Annotated in this window: 20 protein-coding genes; 12 read left to right on the plus strand and 8 right to left on the minus strand. The window is 68.3% G+C overall.

Annotated elements, in window-relative coordinates; translation table 11 throughout:
- Window positions 1–3 precede the first annotated feature (3 nt).
- Window positions 4–420 carry a nucleoside-diphosphate kinase gene (gene ndk / locus QBE02_RS01920; RefSeq protein WP_013586434.1) on the plus strand — a complete coding sequence of 139 codons (417 nt, stop codon included), beginning with the start codon at window positions 4–6 and terminating at the stop codon, window positions 418–420.
- A 126-nt stretch (window positions 421–546) separates the two neighbouring features.
- Here ndk and QBE02_RS01925 read toward each other — a convergent pair whose 3' ends face one another.
- From QBE02_RS01925 to QBE02_RS01940, 4 genes are all read right to left on the minus strand, one after another.
- Window positions 547–777, minus strand: coding sequence for a PLD nuclease N-terminal domain-containing protein (locus QBE02_RS01925; RefSeq protein ID WP_279366916.1), 231 nt, complete (start codon window positions 775–777; stop codon window positions 547–549).
- Between the two features lie 38 nt (window positions 778–815).
- Entirely contained in the window at window positions 816–1412 is a 597-nt protein-coding gene (locus QBE02_RS01930) for a vitamin K epoxide reductase family protein (RefSeq protein WP_279366917.1), read from the minus strand.
- Window positions 1413–1613: 201 nt separating this feature from the next.
- Complete coding sequence (locus tag QBE02_RS01935) at window positions 1614–2042, minus strand: hypothetical protein (RefSeq protein WP_279366918.1); 429 nt, start codon at window positions 2040–2042, stop codon at window positions 1614–1616.
- 14 nt (window positions 2043–2056) lie between these two features.
- Window positions 2057–2368 carry a hypothetical protein gene (locus tag QBE02_RS01940; protein ID WP_279366919.1) on the minus strand — a complete coding sequence of 104 codons (312 nt, stop codon included), beginning with the start codon at window positions 2366–2368 and terminating at the stop codon, window positions 2057–2059.
- A 431-nt stretch (window positions 2369–2799) separates the two neighbouring features.
- Between QBE02_RS01940 and QBE02_RS01945 the strand changes: the two genes are divergently transcribed.
- On the plus strand, window positions 2800–5400 hold the full coding sequence (locus QBE02_RS01945) for an Rne/Rng family ribonuclease (RefSeq protein ID WP_279366920.1): 2601 nt from the start codon (window positions 2800–2802) through the stop codon (window positions 5398–5400).
- Between the two features lie 150 nt (window positions 5401–5550).
- Here QBE02_RS01945 and QBE02_RS01950 read toward each other — a convergent pair whose 3' ends face one another.
- Entirely contained in the window at window positions 5551–5826 is a 276-nt protein-coding gene (locus tag QBE02_RS01950) for a DUF4031 domain-containing protein (RefSeq protein WP_279366921.1), read from the minus strand.
- A 214-nt stretch (window positions 5827–6040) separates the two neighbouring features.
- On the opposite strand from QBE02_RS01950, the gene rplU reads away from it, so the two are divergent.
- The 10 genes from rplU to QBE02_RS02000 all read left to right on the plus strand — a co-directional run bounded on the left by rplU (window position 6041) and on the right by QBE02_RS02000 (window position 14057).
- Window positions 6041–6349, plus strand: a complete 309-nt coding sequence (gene rplU, locus QBE02_RS01955) for a 50S ribosomal protein L21 (RefSeq protein ID WP_055836929.1) — start codon at window positions 6041–6043, stop codon at window positions 6347–6349.
- Window positions 6350–6367: 18 nt separating this feature from the next.
- On the plus strand, window positions 6368–6628 hold the full coding sequence (rpmA, locus tag QBE02_RS01960; RefSeq protein ID WP_055836932.1) for a 50S ribosomal protein L27: 261 nt from the start codon (window positions 6368–6370) through the stop codon (window positions 6626–6628).
- A 94-nt stretch (window positions 6629–6722) separates the two neighbouring features.
- Window positions 6723–8267, plus strand: coding sequence for a GTPase ObgE (obgE, locus tag QBE02_RS01965; protein WP_279366922.1), 1545 nt, complete (start codon window positions 6723–6725; stop codon window positions 8265–8267).
- Complete coding sequence (gene proB / locus QBE02_RS01970; protein WP_279366923.1) at window positions 8264–9109, plus strand: glutamate 5-kinase; 846 nt, start codon at window positions 8264–8266, stop codon at window positions 9107–9109. The genes obgE and proB overlap by 4 nt, the downstream gene beginning before the upstream one ends.
- A complete protein-coding gene (locus tag QBE02_RS01975) occupies window positions 9106–10365 on the plus strand; it encodes a glutamate-5-semialdehyde dehydrogenase (protein ID WP_279366924.1) in 1260 nt (419 codons plus the stop codon). The genes proB and QBE02_RS01975 overlap by 4 nt, the downstream gene beginning before the upstream one ends.
- Before the next feature lie 50 nt (window positions 10366–10415).
- Window positions 10416–10640: a hypothetical protein gene (locus QBE02_RS01980; RefSeq protein ID WP_103209158.1), complete on the plus strand. Its 225-nt coding sequence runs from the start codon at window positions 10416–10418 to the stop codon at window positions 10638–10640.
- 10 nt (window positions 10641–10650) lie between these two features.
- Window positions 10651–11247, plus strand: coding sequence for a nicotinate-nucleotide adenylyltransferase (gene nadD, locus QBE02_RS01985; protein WP_056231161.1), 597 nt, complete (start codon window positions 10651–10653; stop codon window positions 11245–11247).
- Complete coding sequence (locus tag QBE02_RS01990; protein ID WP_279366925.1) at window positions 11244–12341, plus strand: hypothetical protein; 1098 nt, start codon at window positions 11244–11246, stop codon at window positions 12339–12341. Before nadD ends, QBE02_RS01990 begins: the two co-directional genes overlap by 4 nt.
- Window positions 12338–12718: a ribosome silencing factor gene (gene rsfS, locus QBE02_RS01995; protein ID WP_056231168.1), complete on the plus strand. Its 381-nt coding sequence runs from the start codon at window positions 12338–12340 to the stop codon at window positions 12716–12718. The genes QBE02_RS01990 and rsfS overlap by 4 nt, the downstream gene beginning before the upstream one ends.
- Window positions 12719–12809: 91 nt before the next feature.
- The gene (locus QBE02_RS02000; protein WP_279366926.1) at window positions 12810–14057 is read left to right on the plus strand and encodes an LCP family protein; all 1248 of its coding nucleotides are present in this window, start codon (window positions 12810–12812) and stop codon (window positions 14055–14057) included.
- Window positions 14058–14159: 102 nt separating this feature from the next.
- On the opposite strand, the gene QBE02_RS16210 is transcribed toward QBE02_RS02000, so the two are convergent.
- The 3 genes from QBE02_RS16210 to QBE02_RS16215 form a co-directional block, all read right to left on the minus strand.
- Complete coding sequence (locus tag QBE02_RS16210; protein ID WP_431844578.1) at window positions 14160–14441, minus strand: WXG100 family type VII secretion target; 282 nt, start codon at window positions 14439–14441, stop codon at window positions 14160–14162.
- A gap of 442 nt (window positions 14442–14883) precedes the next feature.
- Window positions 14884–15261 (minus strand): hypothetical protein, encoded by a 378-nt coding sequence (locus QBE02_RS02005; RefSeq protein WP_279366927.1) that lies wholly within the window; start codon window positions 15259–15261, stop codon window positions 14884–14886.
- Between the two features lie 413 nt (window positions 15262–15674).
- Window positions 15675–16046 carry a putative T7SS-secreted protein gene (locus tag QBE02_RS16215; RefSeq protein ID WP_431844579.1) on the minus strand — a complete coding sequence of 124 codons (372 nt, stop codon included), beginning with the start codon at window positions 16044–16046 and terminating at the stop codon, window positions 15675–15677.
- Window positions 16047–16440: the final 394 nt, after the last annotated feature.

Raw genomic sequence — 16440 nt, forward strand, 5'->3', positions numbered from 1 at the left:
CCCATGGCTACCGAAGAGACCCTCGTCCTGGTCAAGCCCGACGGCGTCGCCCGCGGCCTGACCGGCGCCATCCTGGCCCGTATCGAGGCGAAGGGCTACGCCCTCGTCGACATCCGCCTCGTCGAGCCCGACCGCGAGACCCTCGCCCAGCACTACGCCGAGCACGAGGGAAAGCCGTTCTACGAGCCGCTGCTCGAGTTCATGATGTCGGGCCCCTCCGTCGCGATCCGCCTCGCCGGCAACCGCGTCATCGAGGGCTTCCGCTCGCTCGCGGGCACGACCGATCCCACCACCGCCGCCCCCGGCACGATCCGCGGCGACTTCGGCCGCGACTGGGGCCTCAAGGTGCAGCAGAACCTCGTCCACGGATCCGACAGCGTCGAGTCCGCCGAGCGCGAGCTCGCAATCTGGTTCGCCTGATCCCGGATGCCATGAAGGCCGCCGCCCCGCGTGGGGTGGCGGCCTTCGTCGTTCGAGGGCGAGGTGGCTGAGCTTCGCGAGGTCGCCGAGCCTGTCAGAGCAACGGGCCCCCGCGGGGCAGGTCCGTCAGGAGCGCGAGACCCGTGCCCGGCGTCCCGCCGCCATCCATGACACCGGTCCGAGTACGGGGACCATCACGATCACCAGCGCCCACGTCAGCACACCGGTCGACGGGAGGTGTCTGGCACGCCGGGAGAGGCTCACGATGGCCCACGCGGCAAGACCGAACGCCACGAGCGCGACCGCCGACCAGACGAGGTCGTACGCGGCGGTCATCAGTGGGTTCACGGCATCCATCCCTCGACGCGAGGACACGAGGGGCCACGCCCACCCGGTCAGAGCTGGGCGAGAACGTTCAGCCGCACCTGCGCGATCACTGCGACCACCGCGAACGCCACGATCGTCATGAGCGGCACCCATGCCATGAGCCGGTCGGCGATCTCGCGGACCCGCTCTCGAGGAATCACGCCCTCGCGCAGCACGTGCAGCGTCACGACGAAGAACGACGGGATCACGACCGACCACGTCACCATGCACCAGGGGCACAGCGTCGCCAGGACGAAGAGGCTCTGCGTGATGAGCCAGATCACGAAGGTCAGGGCGAAGGCGAAACCGACCCAGAACAGCGCCCAGAACCACCGCGCGAACCGCGCGCCGGCCAGCAGCGCCGTTCCGACGACGATGGGCGCGATCCACGCGGCGAGCCCGATGATCGGGTTCGGGAAGCCGAACACGCTGCCCTGGGACGACTGCAGATTCGTCGAGCACTGGACCAGCACGCTGAAGTCACAGGATGCCGCACTGCCCGGGTTCTCGAGCTGGTGGAAGCGCTCCATGGTGAGCGAGAACGCCGCCCACCAGCCCACGACGCCCGCGAAGATCAGCCAGATCGCGACCACGACCGGACGGCGGGGGGTGACGGTTTCACTCATGCCGCGATTCTCTCACCGACGCCCTATGGGGTCGCTTTGAAGGCGGTCGCTCCACCTTGGTTCGTCTGACGATGGACTCGCGCCGTCGCGGGGTCGGCAGGCGATGTCGCGTCCGAGCGCAGCAACGGTCCGGGAGCGCTCGCTCGTGAGTGCGGTGAACGATGTGGTCTACGACCTGCGCCGAGAGGCCGGTCTATGCGTTCACCGTTGTGCGTCCTTCGCAATGCTCTCGGTGTCCTCCATCGAGATGGAGCCATCGCTTCTCACCGGCACATCAAATTGTTGGAGCGTCGAGCCCAGGTCGATGAGCGTGTCCTCCGAGTCACGGAACGACAGCTCCAGGTAGGTGGAAGGGGGTGGCGTGTTGCTGAGCACGACGTCGATGACTTCGCTGACGAGCCGGGGGGAGACGGCTTCGTTCGCATCCTCGGCGGCGTCGAGGGTTCCTCCCACGTGCAGCGCCTCCACGAAGTCCGACAGACCGACATCAGCCCACGCTGCAGAGATTCCCAGCTCAGCTTGCTCCAGCGCCTCGGGAATCCGTGCTTCGTACGACTCGTCGTGAAACGGGAGTTGACTGCATCCGGCCGCGCCCCCGACGGCGAACATCATCGATGCGAGCGCGATCACGCGCGTGCGGCGCCTCACGCGTTCACCCCCGAACCCACCGCGTCCTGCTGCACTGTGGAGGAGACCATCGAGGCGTCGTCCACTCCGTCCGCAACTCGATCCGCCGGATCCTGCGCCGACGTCGGCAGTTCCCGCGCTCGAGCGGCGACGATGTTCGCAAGGGGCACGACTAAGCCTCTGTTCAGAAGACCGAAAGCGTCCTCGGATAGATCCGCTCGCACGTCGTGCCCCGTCGAGTTGGAGGCTCGGGATGCATCACGAGCCAGCGCGGCCTGCATTTTCAGGCCGCCACCGTCGATCTCGATGCGTTGATTCGCTGCGGTCATCGTCCGGCCCCCTCGGAAATCGTCCTGGCCTCGTCCATGGTTCGGCGCCAAGGCTCTCCGACATCCGTCGGACGGCGGCGTCCGCCGCGTCCCGCTGCGCATCGCGAACGGCTGGACAAGGTCATGGTGACCTCCTTCGCCGGAACTTCGACCGTACCGAGCCGCCGCTTCGTGCGGGAAGCCTCTGTGGATAAGTGCCCACGACCGCGCGGTCGTGGGCGTTCTCCGCGGTTCGTGCGATAATGAAGGCTGATGTGACCGCGGCCGCGCCGCAGGAACATCACCCAGAAGACTTCGGGCGATGACCGCCCTTCGCAGCACGAGCCGCAGGCCGGCTGCAGACCGAGTGAGTTCGCGGCCCCGCCGGGTGCGGCGCTGCATGAGATTTCGTCGGACGACGCGCGGTGTCGTCCGCCAGGGAGTACCCCGACATGGCCGATGTGACAGACGAACAGAACCCCACCGACGAGACGCCGATCTCTCCGGACACCGCCACCTCCGACGTCACCCCCGCGGTCGATGAAGAAGAGGCGGCGGTCCAGGATGCCGAAGACGCGGCCGCCGACGACACCGAGGCGCCCGCGGTGCTCGACGTGGAGGACATCCCCGCCGCCACGGACGACCCGTCCGAGGTGGACGCGTCGGAGCAGTCCGCCCCGGCCGCGGACAAGGCCGAGCCGATCGCGGAGGCCGAGGTGCCGGCATCCGCTTCTGTTGCGGATGAGTCGGCGTCGACCGCAACGGCGACGGAGCAGCCCAAGGTCGCTCTCGCCCCGGCCGAGACCCCCGCCGAGACCGAGACTCCGGCTCAGCCCGAGACCCCCGCCGAGCCCGAGAAGCCCGCCCGTCCGACCGCCGTGTCGCTCGGCCTGCTCCCCGAGAACTTCGTGTCCGCCGTCTCGACGGCCCTTCACTTCTACGCGCCCGCGCTTCCGCCCGTCGTGATCCGCGATGACTTCGATGACCGCGACGACGAGGGCCCCAGCGAGCGTGCCTCGGCGAACGCCCGCCGTCGCAACCGCCGCCGCGGGGGACCGAACGACAACCGCGACGATGCCCCCGAGGCTCCCGCCGCGCCCCCCGTGCGTCAGCGCGCGGTCGAGGTCATCACCGAGCCGCAGCGCATCAAGGGTTCCACGCGTCTCGAGGCGAAGAAGCAGCGTCGCCGCGACGGTCGCGAGGCCGGGCGCCGTCGCCCCGTCGTCACCGAGGCCGAGTTCCTCGCCCGCCGCGAGGCCGTCGACCGCGTCATGGTGGTGCGTTCCAAGGCCGGTCGCATCCAGATCGCCGTGCTCGAAGACAACGTGCTCGTGGAGCACTACGTCGCCCGCAACCAGGACGCCTCGCTCATCGGCAATGTCTACCTCGGCCGCGTGCAGAACGTGCTGCCCAGCATGGAGGCCGCGTTCGTCGACATCGGTCGCGGCCGCAACGCCGTGCTGTACTCCGGCGAGGTCGACTGGGACGGCGTCGAGACCAACAACCAGCCGCGTCGCATCGAGCTCGCCCTCAAGTCGGGCGACCGCGTTCTCGTGCAGGTCACGAAGGACCCCGTGGGCCACAAGGGCGCGCGTCTGACGAGCCAGATCTCGCTCCCGGGCCGCTACCTGGTCTACGTGCCCAACGGAACGATGAACGGCATCTCGCGCAAGCTCCCCGACACCGAGCGCGCGCGTCTGAAGAAGATCCTCAAGGAGGTGCTCCCCGAGTCGTCGGGCGTGATCGTGCGCACCGCCGCCGAGGGCGCCACCGAAGAGCAGCTGACCCTCGACGTGCAGCGCCTCACCTCGCAGTGGGAGCACGTCTCGAGCCAGGTCAAGACGATCCAGGCGCCCGCCCTGCTGCACTCCGAGCCCGACCTTCTGGTCAAGATCGTGCGCGACGTCTTCAACGAGGACTTCACCCGCATGCTCATCCAGGGCGACGAGGCGCTGCAGACGATCTCGTCGTACCTGCAGGGCGTCGCCCCCGACCTGCTCGAGCGGGTCGAGAAGTACGAGGGCGAGCAGGACCCGTTCGACGCGTTCCGCGTGACCGAGCAGATCGAGAAGGCGCTCGACCGCAAGGTCTGGCTGCCCTCGGGCGGCTCGCTCGTGATCGACCGCACCGAGGCCATGACGGTCGTCGACGTCAACACCGGCAAGTTCGTCGGCTCGGGCGGAAACCTCGAAGAGACCGTCACCAAGAACAACCTCGAAGCGGCCGAAGAGATCGTGCGCCAGCTGCGCCTGCGCGACATCGGTGGCATCATCGTCGTCGACTTCATCGACATGGTGCTCGAGTCCAACCGCGACCTCGTGCTGCGCCGCCTCATCGAGTGCCTGAGCCGCGACCGCACGAAGCACCAGGTCGCCGAGGTGACCTCGCTGGGTCTCGTGCAGATGACCCGCAAGAAGCTCGGTCTCGGTCTGCTCGAAACCTTCAGCGAGGCGTGCGAGGTGTGCGCAGGTCGCGGCGTCATCGTGCACCACGACCCCGTCGTCAAGCACCGCCCCGCGGGTTCGTCGAGCAACGGAGGCGGCAACGCGAACGGCGGATCGTCGAACCGTCGCGGACGCGGTGGCAACGGCGGCTCGAACGGCAACGCGTCAACCGGTGGCGGCAACGGCGGTAACGCCGCGCAGGGCAACGGCGGGGCGAACGGCAACGGGGGAGCGGCGGCGCAGGCCGGCGGCACCCACGTCATCACCGAGGGCGTCAAGTCCGCTCTCGCGCAGATCGCGGCGTCGACCGTCAAGCCCACCATCGACGACCCGGCCCTCGTCGAGGCGGCGGTCGTGGCATCCGTCGAGGCCGTCCTCGAGGCGAAGACCGAGTCGGCGTCCGAGGCGCCCGCCCCGGCTCGCGAGAAGCGCCCCCGCAAGAAGCGCGAGCCCAAGGCGCCCCGCACCGAGAAGGACGCCCTGCTCGAGTCGGTCCTCGAGGCTCTGCCCGAGCCCAAGGCCCCCGGTCAGGGACGCTCGCGTCGTCGCGTCACCACTGCGGCTCTCACCGGCACCCCGGTGAACGCTCAGCCTTCGTCGGAGGCCTGAGCCCTGCTCATCCCGCGTGAGGGGTCGTTTTCCGTCGCCGAGCATCGCTCCCGGCGACGGAGATCGGCCCCTCACACGTGTGTGCGGACGGGGGACGGATGCCGCGGACTCGCTCCCGTCGTCAGGGATGCAGCCCGTGGAGCCGGACGCTCAGGGGTGAGGGCGCCGCTCGCGTGCGGTGATCCGCAGTCCCGAGGCACGCAGGCGCCGCACGAGCTCCTTGCCGCCGACGTGCTCCGCCCCCGCGCGGACGAGGTCGGCGTGGCGCTCGTCGGGCACGTCATAATGGTCGAGGTCGAACGCGCGGCGCGGGATTCCGGCCGCTGCGGCGAATGCGTGCAGTTCGTCGAGATCGCTGTCGCTGACCAGGTGAGCCCACAAACGTCCGTGCGCGGGCCACTGGGGATCATCGATCAGGATTGCCATTCCGCGATCCTACGGTCGACACGCGGGTCGAATGCTTTTGCCGGATGCCTCCGGGTGAGCTAAACTTGACCCTTGGTGCGTCGCGTCCACTCCTGACAGGAGCGTGACCCCGCGGGCTCTGCTCGCCGGATCGCACCGAGACTTGGGTCGTCAGACCCTCCCGACGTCATCAGACAACCGGAGCTCCGCGCTCCCGAACGAAAACAGGTGTGAAGTGGTTTACGCAGTTGTGCGCGCCGGCGGCCGCCAGGAGAAGGTCCAGGTCGGCACGGTCGTCGTGCTCGACCGCCAGAAGGCGAAGATCGGCGAGAGCATCCAGCTGCCCGCCGTCCTGTTCGTCGACGGCGACGCGGTCACGACCGACGCCGACAAGCTCGCGAAGGTCTCGGTCACGGCCGAGGTGCTCGGCGAGGAGCGCGGTCCGAAGATCGTGATCCAGAAGTTCAAGAACAAGACCGGCTACAAGAAGCGCCAGGGCCACCGTCAGGACCTCACGCGCGTCAAGATCACCGGCATCAAGTAAGAGCCAGGAGACGCAGAGATGGCACACAAAAAGGGCGCAAGCTCCACCCGTAACGGTCGTGATTCCAACGCACAGCGCCTCGGCGTGAAGCGCTTCGGCGGCCAGGTCGTCCTCGCCGGCGAGATCATCGTCCGCCAGCGCGGCACGCACTTCCACCCCGGCGCCAACGTCGGCCGTGGTGGCGACGACACGCTGTTCGCCCTGGCACCCGGTGCGGTCCAGTTCGGCGCGAAGGGCGGCCGCAAGGTCGTCAACATCGTCACCGCAGCAGCGGAGTAATTCCCGCGCTTCGGCGCACGAGGGGGTGGGCGGCTGCCCACCCCCTCTTCTTTTTTCGAGTCGGCATCGCCGGCCACACCCGGAAGGACCCGCCATGGTCACCTTCGTCGACCGCGTGACCCTGCACCTGCGTGCAGGAAAGGGCGGCAACGGCTGCGTCTCGGTGCGCCGTGAGAAGTTCAAGCCGCTGGCCGGTCCCGACGGCGGCAACGGAGGCAGCGGCGGCGACGTCGTGCTCGTCGCCGACCCGCAGACCACGACCCTGCTGTCGTACCATCACTCGCCGCACCGCTCGGCGGGCAACGGCGGGTTCGGCATGGGCGACCACCGTTCCGGTGCGCTCGGTGAGGACCAGGAGCTTCCGGTGCCGCTCGGCACGGTCGTCAAGGACGTGGACGGCAACGTGCTCGTCGACATGCTCACCCCCGGGATGCGCTTCGTCGCCGCCCCGGGCGGCCTGGGCGGGCTGGGCAACGCGGCACTGTCGTCTCCGAAGCGCAAGGCACCCGGTTTCGCCCTGCTCGGAACCCCGGGCTACGAGGGCGACGTCGTCCTCGAGCTCAAGACCGTCGCCGACGTGGCGCTGGTCGGTTTCCCCTCCGCCGGCAAGTCGAGTCTGATCGCCGCGGTCTCGGCCGCGCGCCCCAAGATCGCCGACTATCCGTTCACGACGCTGCACCCGAACCTCGGTGTCGTGCAGGCGGGCGACGCGCGCTTCACGATCGCCGACGTGCCCGGACTCATCGAGGGCGCCAGCGAGGGCAAGGGCCTGGGCCTGGAGTTCCTGCGCCACGTCGAGCGGTGCACGGCTCTCGTGCACGTCCTCGACTGCGCCACTCTCGATCCCGGCCGCGACCCGCTGAGCGACCTCGACATCATCCTCGCCGAGCTGGCGGCTTACCCGGTCCCCGAGGGCCAGGTTCCGCTGCTCGACCGCCCGCAGATCATCGCCCTGAACAAGGTCGACGTCCCCGAGGCGCACGAGCTCGCCGACTTCGTGCGTCCGGATCTCGAGGCCCGCGGTTTCCGCGTGTTCGAGATCTCGACCGTCAGCCGCGCGGGCCTGCGCGAACTCACCTTTGCGCTCGGTGAGATCGTCGAGGAGCACCGTCTCGCCACGATCGATCAGACGCCGCCCGAGCGCGTCGTCATCCGCCCCCGCGGTGCCGAGAAGGACTTCACCATCAAGGTCGAGGGCGGCACGTACGGGCCGGTCTACCGGATCCTCGGCGACAAGCCCGTCAAGTGGGTGCAGCAGACCGACTTTCAGAACGAAGAGGCCGTCGGCTACCTCGCCGATCGTCTCGCCCGTCTCGGCGTTGAGGATGGACTGTTCCGCGCCGGGGCGGTCGCGGGTGCGACCGTTGTCATCGGCCCCGGTGACGGCATCGTCTTCGACTGGGAGCCCACACTCACCTCGGCCGCCGAACTGATGACCGCACCGCGCGGCACCGACCCGCGTCTCGTGCAGAACCCGCGCCGCACCTCGTCGGAGCGTCGAGAGCAGTACCACGAGCGGATGGATGCCAAGGCCGACGCCCGCGCCGAGCTCGAGGCCGAGCGCCGCGCGGCGCGTGCCGCGGGCATCACCCCCGACGGCGACTCCTCCCGGCTCGAGTTCGAGGACGAGGAGCGGTGACAGCGACGACGCGCGCCGACATCCCCGGCGCGGCCCGCGTCGTGGTGAAGGTCGGTTCGTCGTCGATCAGCGGAGACGGTGCTCACCGCATCGACACGATCGTCGAGGCCTTGTCGCGCGCGCACGGCGCGGGCACCGAGGTCGTGCTCGTGTCGTCGGGTGCCATCGCCACCGCGTTGCCCCTGCTCGATCTCGAGGGTCGTCCGAACGACCTCGCGACGCAGCAGGCTGCGGCGGCGGTCGGTCAGAACGTCCTCATGTGGCGCTACCAGACCTCGCTCGACCGCTTCGGTCTGCTCGCGGGTCAGGTGCTGCTGACGGCGGGCGACCTCGAGAACGCCACGCACCGATCCAACGCGCGCCGCGCGATGGAACGCCTGCTGGGTCTCGGCATCCTGCCGATCGTGAACGAGAACGACACCGTCGCCACCCACGAGATCCGCTTCGGCGACAACGACCGACTGGCCGCCCTCGTCGCCCAGTTGATCGGTGCCGACGTCCTCGTGCTCCTCAGCGACATCGAGACGCTCTTCACGTTGCCGCCCAGCGAGCCCGGCGCCCGACCGATCACCGACGTCGCGTGGGGCGATGACCTGTCGGAGTTCGAGTTCGGCGCGGGAGTGGTCAACGGCGTCGGCACCGGGGGAGCGGCGACCAAGGCGTCCGCGGCCAAGCTCGCCTCGACCGCGGGGGTGGGCGTGCTCGTCACGAGCGCCGACCTGGTGGCATCCGCTCTCTCGGGCGAGGATGTGGGCACATGGTTCGCCCCCAACCCCGACCCCGTGACCCTGGCGACCGGCTCCGTGGGCGCCGTGACCCGCGCCGGTACACTGAGCGCATGACCGTGATCGCCGCCTCCGTCGACGAGCGCCTGCGTCTGGCCAAGGACGCGGCGCGAGAGATCGGTCTGCTCGATTCCGCGCGTAAGACGGCCCTCCTGCACGCCGTCGCCGACGCGCTCGAGACCTCGTCGTCAGAGATCGTCGCGGCCAACGCCGAGGATCTCGACAGAGGGCGCCACGATGCCATCGGCGAGGCGCTCCTCGACCGGCTGCGTCTCGACGACACGCGCGTGGCCGCCCTCGCCGCGGCGGTCCGCGATGTCGCGGAGCTTCCCGATCCGGTCGGCCGTGTGCTCGACCGCCGGACCCTGCCCAACGGCTTGCAGCTCGAGAAGGTCGCGGTGCCCTTCGGTGTGGTCGGGTCGATCTACGAGGCCCGACCCAACGTGACCGTCGACATCGCCTCGCTCGCTCTGCGTTCCGGCAACGCCGTGGTCCTGCGCGGAGGGTCGGCGGCGCAGAGCAGCAATGCCACGCTCGTCCGGGTCATGCGCGACGCGCTCTCGAACCACGGGGTGAGCCCCGAGGCCATCCAGAGCGTCGACGACTTCGGTCGAGACGGAGCGAAGGCCCTGATGAACGCGCGCGGGCTCGTCGACGTGCTCGTGCCGCGGGGGAGCGCCGGTCTCATCGAGACCGTCGTCACCGAGTCGACCGTGCCGGTGATCGAGACCGGCGCCGGGGTGGTCCACGTCTACCTCGACGCCACGGCCCGTGACGACTGGGCCCGCGACATCGTCCTCAACGCGAAGACGCAGCGGCCGAGCGTCTGCAACGCCGTCGAGACCTTGCTCGTGCACCGCGAGGCCGCCGACCGGTTGCTGCCCGAGCTCCTGGCATCCCTCGTCGACGCCGGCGTCACGGTGCACGGCGACGCCGACACGCGGGCGCACGATGCGCGGGTCGTGCCGGCCACCGACGAGGACTGGTCGCTCGAGTACGGCACCCTCGACCTGGCCGTCCGCGTGGTGGACGACCTCGATGACGCCCTCGCGCACATCCGCCGCTACTCGACCCACCACACCGAGTCGATCATCACCGACGATCCCGCGGTCGCCGATCGTTTCCTCGCCGAGGTCGACTCCGCCGTGGTCCTGGTGAACGCCTCGACGCGCTTCACCGACGGAGGCGAGTTCGGCTTCGGGGCCGAGGTCGGCATCTCCACCCAGAAACTTCACGCCCGCGGACCCATGGGCCTCGCCGAGCTGACGAGCACCAAGTGGCTCGGGCGCGGCGACGGCCAGGTACGCGCCTGACCGCCTAAAATGAGACGCGCGCCTCGCGCAGACCTCTGATCGGAGCACTGATGACTTTCGTCGCACTTCTGGCCCACGCCGCAGAAGAAGGCGCCCACCACGGTGGCAACGTGCAGGCCCAGACCTTCTGGTACGGCGCCGTCGCGTTCCTCACCTTCGTGGCCCTGAGCCTCGTGACGCTGTCGTACCGCAACGTGTCGAACCGTCACGCGCACAAGGCGGCGGCGTACACCCAGAAGCACGGGACGCCCACCCCCGAGGCGCACGGCCACTGAGGCCCACCGTATGTCGGTGACGCGCGCCCCTCGCATCGGGGTCATGGGTGGGACATTCGATCCCATCCATCACGGTCACCTGGTCGCCGCCAGCGAGGTCGCCCAATCGTTCGATCTCGATGAGGTCGTCTTCGTGCCGACGGGGCGTCCGTGGCAGAAGGACGACGTCACCGAGAGCGAGCACCGCTACCTCATGACGGTGATCGCCACGGCATCCAATCCCCAGTTCACGGTGAGCCGCGTCGACATCGATCGTGCGGGGCCCACATACACGATCGACACCTTGCGCGACCTGCAAGAGCAGCGTCCCGGTGCGGAGCTGTTCTTCATCACCGGCGCCGACGCGGTCGCGCAGATCCTCAGCTGGCGCAACCACCAGGAGCTCTGGGATCTGGCGCACTTCGTGGCGGTGTCCCGGCCGGGTCACGTCCTCACGACCGAGGGGCTCCCGTCCCAGAACGTGAGCCAGTTGGAGATCCCCGCCCTGTCGATCTCGTCCACAGACTGCCGCGCCCGTGTGCGCCGAGGCCACCCCGTGTGGTACCTCGTGCCCGACGGCGTCGTGCAGTACATCGCGAAGCACCACCTCTACCGGAGCACAGCATGAGCACTCCCGAGAACCCCGAGACTCCCGCGCTGACCCGCCGTCAGCTGCGCGAGCTCCGCCAGACCGGCGCGACGCCCATCATCGTTCCGCAGCCCGAGGGCGAGACTCCGGATGCCGAGACCCCGGCCGCTCCGGTCGAGTCGGCCGAGGCGCCGATCGTCGATCGCGTGCCCGAGCGCGGCGTCGACGAGAGTGCGGGCGAGGGGCACGCCGCGTCGGACCGCGCCGAGGCCGAGGCCGAGCCCGCGTCGGCGGAGCACGAGCCCGCCGTGTCCGAGGAGCCCGCGCCCGTCGAGCAGCGCGACGAGCCCTTCGCACCCGCTCTGCGCCCCGACTCGTTCGACGGGTCCTTCGGCGACGGCGACTTCGGTGTCACCGGTCTCACGCGTCGACAGGTCCGTGCGCAGGAGAAGATCCGCACGGCCGCGGTCCCCGTCATCAGCTCCGACCTCGAGTCGTCGATGTCGCGCCAGAACACCGCTCCGGCACCGCAGGCCGAAGAAGAGTCCGCTCCGCCCGCCATCTTCCGCCCCGCCGCCCCCGACACCGCCGAGAGCCCGATCTCGTCGGACGAGAACGGACCCGGCGCCTCGGTCGTCAACCCCGCCCTCGGCTCCGAGCTGCTGGACGGGGCGACCCCCGAGGTCTCGCTCCCCGCGTCGTTCGATCAGCTCATCTCACGCAACGCCGCAGCGAGCGGCGCCGTGTCGACCCCGAACGCGCTGATCCTGTCGCAGACCCCCGCCGGCGTTCCGCTGGTCGGGCCCGTCACCGCGACCGGTGAGGTCATGATCACGGGCACGTTCGAGCTGCCCGAGGGTCTGGGGTCGGTCGGTCACGCTCCCGGCACCACCGACGGCCGCGACGCCGACGCCGTGCTCCTCGACGGCGAGCTTCCGCCCGCCTCGTCCCCCACCCCGATCGCGGCGAGTGCCGCAATCAGCACCGTGAAGCAGCCCGGCGAGATCATCCGCCCGCCGGCGCCCGAAAAGGGGAGCAAGCTCCTCATCGGGCTCATCATCACGACCGGTGCTCTCTTCCTGGCGGTGGCCGTCACCCTCGGCCTCGCCTTCACGACAGGAGTCTTCCGATGACAGCCACCGACAACGGTCGCGAGATGGCGCAGATCGCCGCCCTCGCCGCCGACGCGAAGGGCGGCGACGACATCGTCGCGCTCGACGTGTCCGAACCCCTCCCGCTCGTCGACATCTTCCTCCTCGTCACCGGTCGCAACGAGCGCAACGTCGCCGCGATCGCCGACGAGGTCGAAGAGAAGCTCCTCGAGCACGGCCACAAGCGCGTGCGTCGCGAGGGCCGACAGGAGTCCCGCTGGGTCCTGCTCGACTTCGGCGACCTGGTCGTCCACGTCTTCCACGAGGAAGAGCGTGTCTACTACGGCCTCGAGCGGCTCTGGAAGGACTGCCCGGTCGTCCCGATCGAGCTGCCGACCCCGGCGAACGCCACCGACTGATGATGCTGCCGTCGACGCCCTCTGCCCCCGCGGCAGGGGGCGTTCTCGTTCGTACGCCGGATTCATAGACGCGACAGCGCATGCTGGGTCGGTGTCACCGACCTCGCACCGCGTCCGCCGCAACCGGCGTCGACTCCTGCTCATCGTCGCCGCCGTCGTCACCACGGCCGTCGTGGGCACCGTGGCCTTCGTCGCGGTCAATCTCGCCGGCGCAGCCAACGGCATCCATCATTCCGATGCCGAGCTGCCCACCGCCGCTCCGGGCGTCGCCCAAGACGAGGGCGAGCAGAACATCCTCATCATGGGCCTGGACAGTCGGGTCGACGAGGACGGCAAGCCCTACCCCCAGGAGATCTACGACGCGATCCACGCCGAGGACGCATCGGTGGGCGGCTACAACACCAACGTGCTCATGTACGTGCACATCCCCGCCGGCGGCGGGCAAGCGGTCGCCGTGTCGATCCCGCGCGACGACTACGTCGACTACGCGGGCGCCCCCGGTGGGACGAAGAAGGGCAAGATCAAAGAGGCGTACGGGCGGGCTTTCGCCGCGAAGAACGACGAGCTCCGCGCGGCGGGCGTCGCGGAGGACGACGCGTATCAGCAGGCCCGCGACGCCGCACGCACCGAAGAGATGCAGACCGTGTCGCAGTTCTTGGGCGGCGTCCCGATCGACCACTTCGTCGAGGTGACGATGGCGGCGTTCTACCGGGTCGCACAGGCCGTCCAGCCGATCTCGGTGTGCCTCAACCACGCGACCGCCGACACCTACTCGGGAGCGGACTTCGTCGCGGGGGAGCAGCAGATCGACGCCGCACAGGCGATGGCGTTCGTCCGCCAGCGTCGCGACACGAAGTACGACGACGTCTTCCTCACCGACCTCGACCGCACGCGCCGTCAGCAGGCGTTCATGGTGTCGCTGGCGCTGAAGCTGCGCGACGCGCAGACCTTCACCGACTTCGGGCGCCTGCAGGACCTGCTCGACACCGCGAAGCAGTACGTGGCCGTCGACAAGGGCTTCGACCTGCTCAGCCTCGCCTCGACGGCCCAGCGCCTCGCCGGGGGAGACGTGACGTTCCAGACGCTCCCCGTCGAGCGCTTCGGCACCGTCGACGGCGAGAGCGTGAACATCGTCGACCAGAAGGCCATCGCGGCTCAGGTCGGTGCCCTGCTCCACCCGGCTCCAGCGGCGACGACGGACCCCGGGACGGATGTCACCCCGAACCTGACCGATGCGCCCGCGACGAGCGCTCCGGCGGCGTCTCCTTCCCCGACGTCGTCGGTGTACACCGACTCGCAGCAGCCGATGCGCGCGGGGTCGGTGCCCTGCGTGAACTGAGGCGAGCGATTGGGCGATGCAAGGCCAATCGGATTGAGGGGACCACCCGACCATTGGTGATGCCCTCTGCGTGCCGACGAAGACCAATGAGAGATCGACTTCCTATTGCCAGAGGGCGCTAACTCTCACTTCTGCCGCCTGCAATATCGCCCTCGACACTTCGAGTGACTTCGTGGTCTCATCAAGCACCTTCTCCATTGCGCGGACGGCACTCATCCATTCGGCCTGCGCCCGATCGTATTCTTGACGCGCTTCGCCCGTCCACTGGCTGCGTAGTTCTGAGCTTCTCTTCGATAGCTCATCCAGCTCGGCTCGTATTTCGCGTGTCGCGCCCCTCAGGCGGTCCACGAATTGAGCGTGTTGCTCGGTGTCGAGAGAGATCACGATTCCGGCAGGGTCACTGGTCGGAACGCTACCGAATTCGGCGGCCTTTCGGCTTGCAAGTAATGACAGAAGATCTCAGCAGCTTCCTCTGGACCGAAATAGTCGTCGGGTCCGCCTATGCCCGATGTCTCTTCGTTTTCAAGGGCTCCGCCGATGTGAGAGAGACGTGACAGAACCCACTCGTCCGACTCCCAGCGGCCCCATTCGATGATGAGTCCCGCGGGCGTGCGAGCGGTCTGTAGGAATGGGGCATCATCATTCCTGAAGGTGGACACCTCTTTGTCATCCGGAACCCGCTGAACCACAAGAGTGTTGCCCACGCTTGGCAGGCCAAGCCTGTCTACCAGGCGCCGTATCGTTCGCTCGGCACTGGAAGCGCCACGCGGCAGAGTGGTCACAGTGCCACTGTCAGTCGAGTAAGCAAATTTGCCAATTCTGTCGATCACGGTACCTCCGTCGGCATACGAACACCAACGACGTCGGTGATCTTGATCTGCTCACCGTTAAGCCTAGCCGTGGCCGGCGTGCCACTATTGACGATGTCGTCGAATATTCTCTGGTCAGCTGTTTTCGATGCTCCTCCTGATTTTACTTCGATGGCGGTCCACGTGCCGTCGCCGTTGTCGACAAGACCGTCGTACTTGCGCCCGTTGGGATTGCCCCCATCCACTTTGGCGGCAACCTGGTCTCGTACGACGGTTACATCGTTTTGGTCCGCATACTCATCGAGTCCGCGCTGCTCGGCGGTCTTGCCGGGTGGTGACGAACCGTCCCCTTGAGCGAAGCGCCCTCGTTGGTCGCGCGGTTGCACCATCTGCACGCGTCCATCGCCGATAGCGTCGGTCGTTATCTGAGCGGCGCCAGCCCCTGCGAGCGCCAGTCCAGAGCCGGCGACCGCTAGCCCACCGGCTATGGCGGGTGCGCCCACCGTGGCTCCAACGCCTGTCAATGACGCGGCACCCCCGTGCCCATCATCGCTCCACCGCCCGCAACGAGCCCGACGCCCCCGAGGAGCGCTAGTAGGGCGTCCGGATTTCGGATCATCGAATTCAAGGCGGACGCCACTCCATTAATGGAACCGACTGCTACATCGACGGTCGAGCCGATCAGCAGCTCGCCCCAGACGGAAGCAAGACCCTCGGGACAGCCCACGGAGATAGTTCGGGCGGCTCAAGCGACTCTAGCTGCGACGCAGCTACGTCGCCCGCCGTCCTCAACTCCTCCCGCGCTCCCTCAAGCACAGCCGTTGCCTCGCTGCGAGCCGGCTCCCCCCCTATCGCGGTAGTACGGCAGTATCTCGGTGGGTCGCGCTCGAGTCAGGAGGGATCGGTACTCAGCCAGCCCTCTAGCGCTGTCGAGCTCGCCCTTTTCCCACAATTCGATCGCCCTCGCCGCCTCACCCTGCGCCCACTCGAGCACACCTGCGTAGTTCTCCGTCAGATTGGCGAGCAACAGCAGGTGGATGGCAGCTTCATCCCACGTCGAAGCGGCCGCTTCTAGTCGAGTGGCAAAGCCAACCGAAGCTTCGCCGTCCCACCATCCGGGGGAGCAAGTGTCCTGAGTTGAGAAGCAACATATTCCGCCTTCGACGATCTCATACGCCACGATGTAGCCAGCTCATACACACTCGCCGACGATCCGGGCACAAGCGCCGTCGGATCTCGCGTCTGTCCCAGCTCAGGCAACTCCTCACCCGTCCCTAGTAGACGCATGCAGGTCGGACCGTTCATAAAGATCGGCGCTGGATCGAAGCCTCACAGCTACCTCGTCGATGAAGGACGTTGCACCTGACCAAAGTGATGTGGCTTCTCCGACAGCTTGCGACAGGCGTGCCTCTAGCGCAGAGTGTCCGCAGTTCGGGACGCACGTCTCGCTCATGGGGCTCAGGCTGTTGTGCAAATCATCGAGCGCTCGCGCTGCTCGTCTCAACTGCTCCGGATCGGCGGAAAACTGCATCCTCAACCTCCTCCTTCGTCGATGGACACTACCTAGTCGCGCC

The sequence above is a fragment of the Microbacterium testaceum genome, assembly GCF_029761935.1.
GTDB lineage: Bacteria > Actinomycetota > Actinomycetes > Actinomycetales > Microbacteriaceae > Microbacterium > Microbacterium testaceum_A.

Excerpts from the sequence above, each read along its gene's own strand:
- QBE02_RS01940 (WP_279366919.1), bottom strand. The coding sequence starts at position 2,368 with ATGACCGCAGCGAATCAACGCATCGAGATCGACGGTGGCGGCCTGAAA.
- QBE02_RS01975 (WP_279366924.1), top strand. The coding sequence starts at position 9,106 with ATGACCGTGATCGCCGCCTCCGTCGACGAGCGCCTGCGTCTGGCCAAG.
- QBE02_RS01950 (WP_279366921.1), bottom strand. The coding sequence starts at position 5,826 with ATGGCAATCCTGATCGATGATCCCCAGTGGCCCGCGCACGGACGTTTG.
- QBE02_RS01990 (WP_279366925.1), top strand. The coding sequence starts at position 11,244 with ATGAGCACTCCCGAGAACCCCGAGACTCCCGCGCTGACCCGCCGTCAG.
- ndk (WP_013586434.1), top strand. The coding sequence starts at position 4 with ATGGCTACCGAAGAGACCCTCGTCCTGGTCAAGCCCGACGGCGTCGCC.
- obgE (WP_279366922.1), top strand. The coding sequence starts at position 6,723 with ATGGTCACCTTCGTCGACCGCGTGACCCTGCACCTGCGTGCAGGAAAG.
- QBE02_RS01980 (WP_103209158.1), top strand. The coding sequence starts at position 10,416 with ATGACTTTCGTCGCACTTCTGGCCCACGCCGCAGAAGAAGGCGCCCAC.
- rpmA (WP_055836932.1), top strand. The coding sequence starts at position 6,368 with ATGGCACACAAAAAGGGCGCAAGCTCCACCCGTAACGGTCGTGATTCC.
- QBE02_RS01925 (WP_279366916.1), bottom strand. The coding sequence starts at position 777 with ATGGATGCCGTGAACCCACTGATGACCGCCGCGTACGACCTCGTCTGG.
- rsfS (WP_056231168.1), top strand. The coding sequence starts at position 12,338 with ATGACAGCCACCGACAACGGTCGCGAGATGGCGCAGATCGCCGCCCTC.
- QBE02_RS01930 (WP_279366917.1), bottom strand. The coding sequence starts at position 1,412 with ATGAGTGAAACCGTCACCCCCCGCCGTCCGGTCGTGGTCGCGATCTGG.
- QBE02_RS01945 (WP_279366920.1), top strand. The coding sequence starts at position 2,800 with ATGGCCGATGTGACAGACGAACAGAACCCCACCGACGAGACGCCGATC.
- nadD (WP_056231161.1), top strand. The coding sequence starts at position 10,651 with ATGTCGGTGACGCGCGCCCCTCGCATCGGGGTCATGGGTGGGACATTC.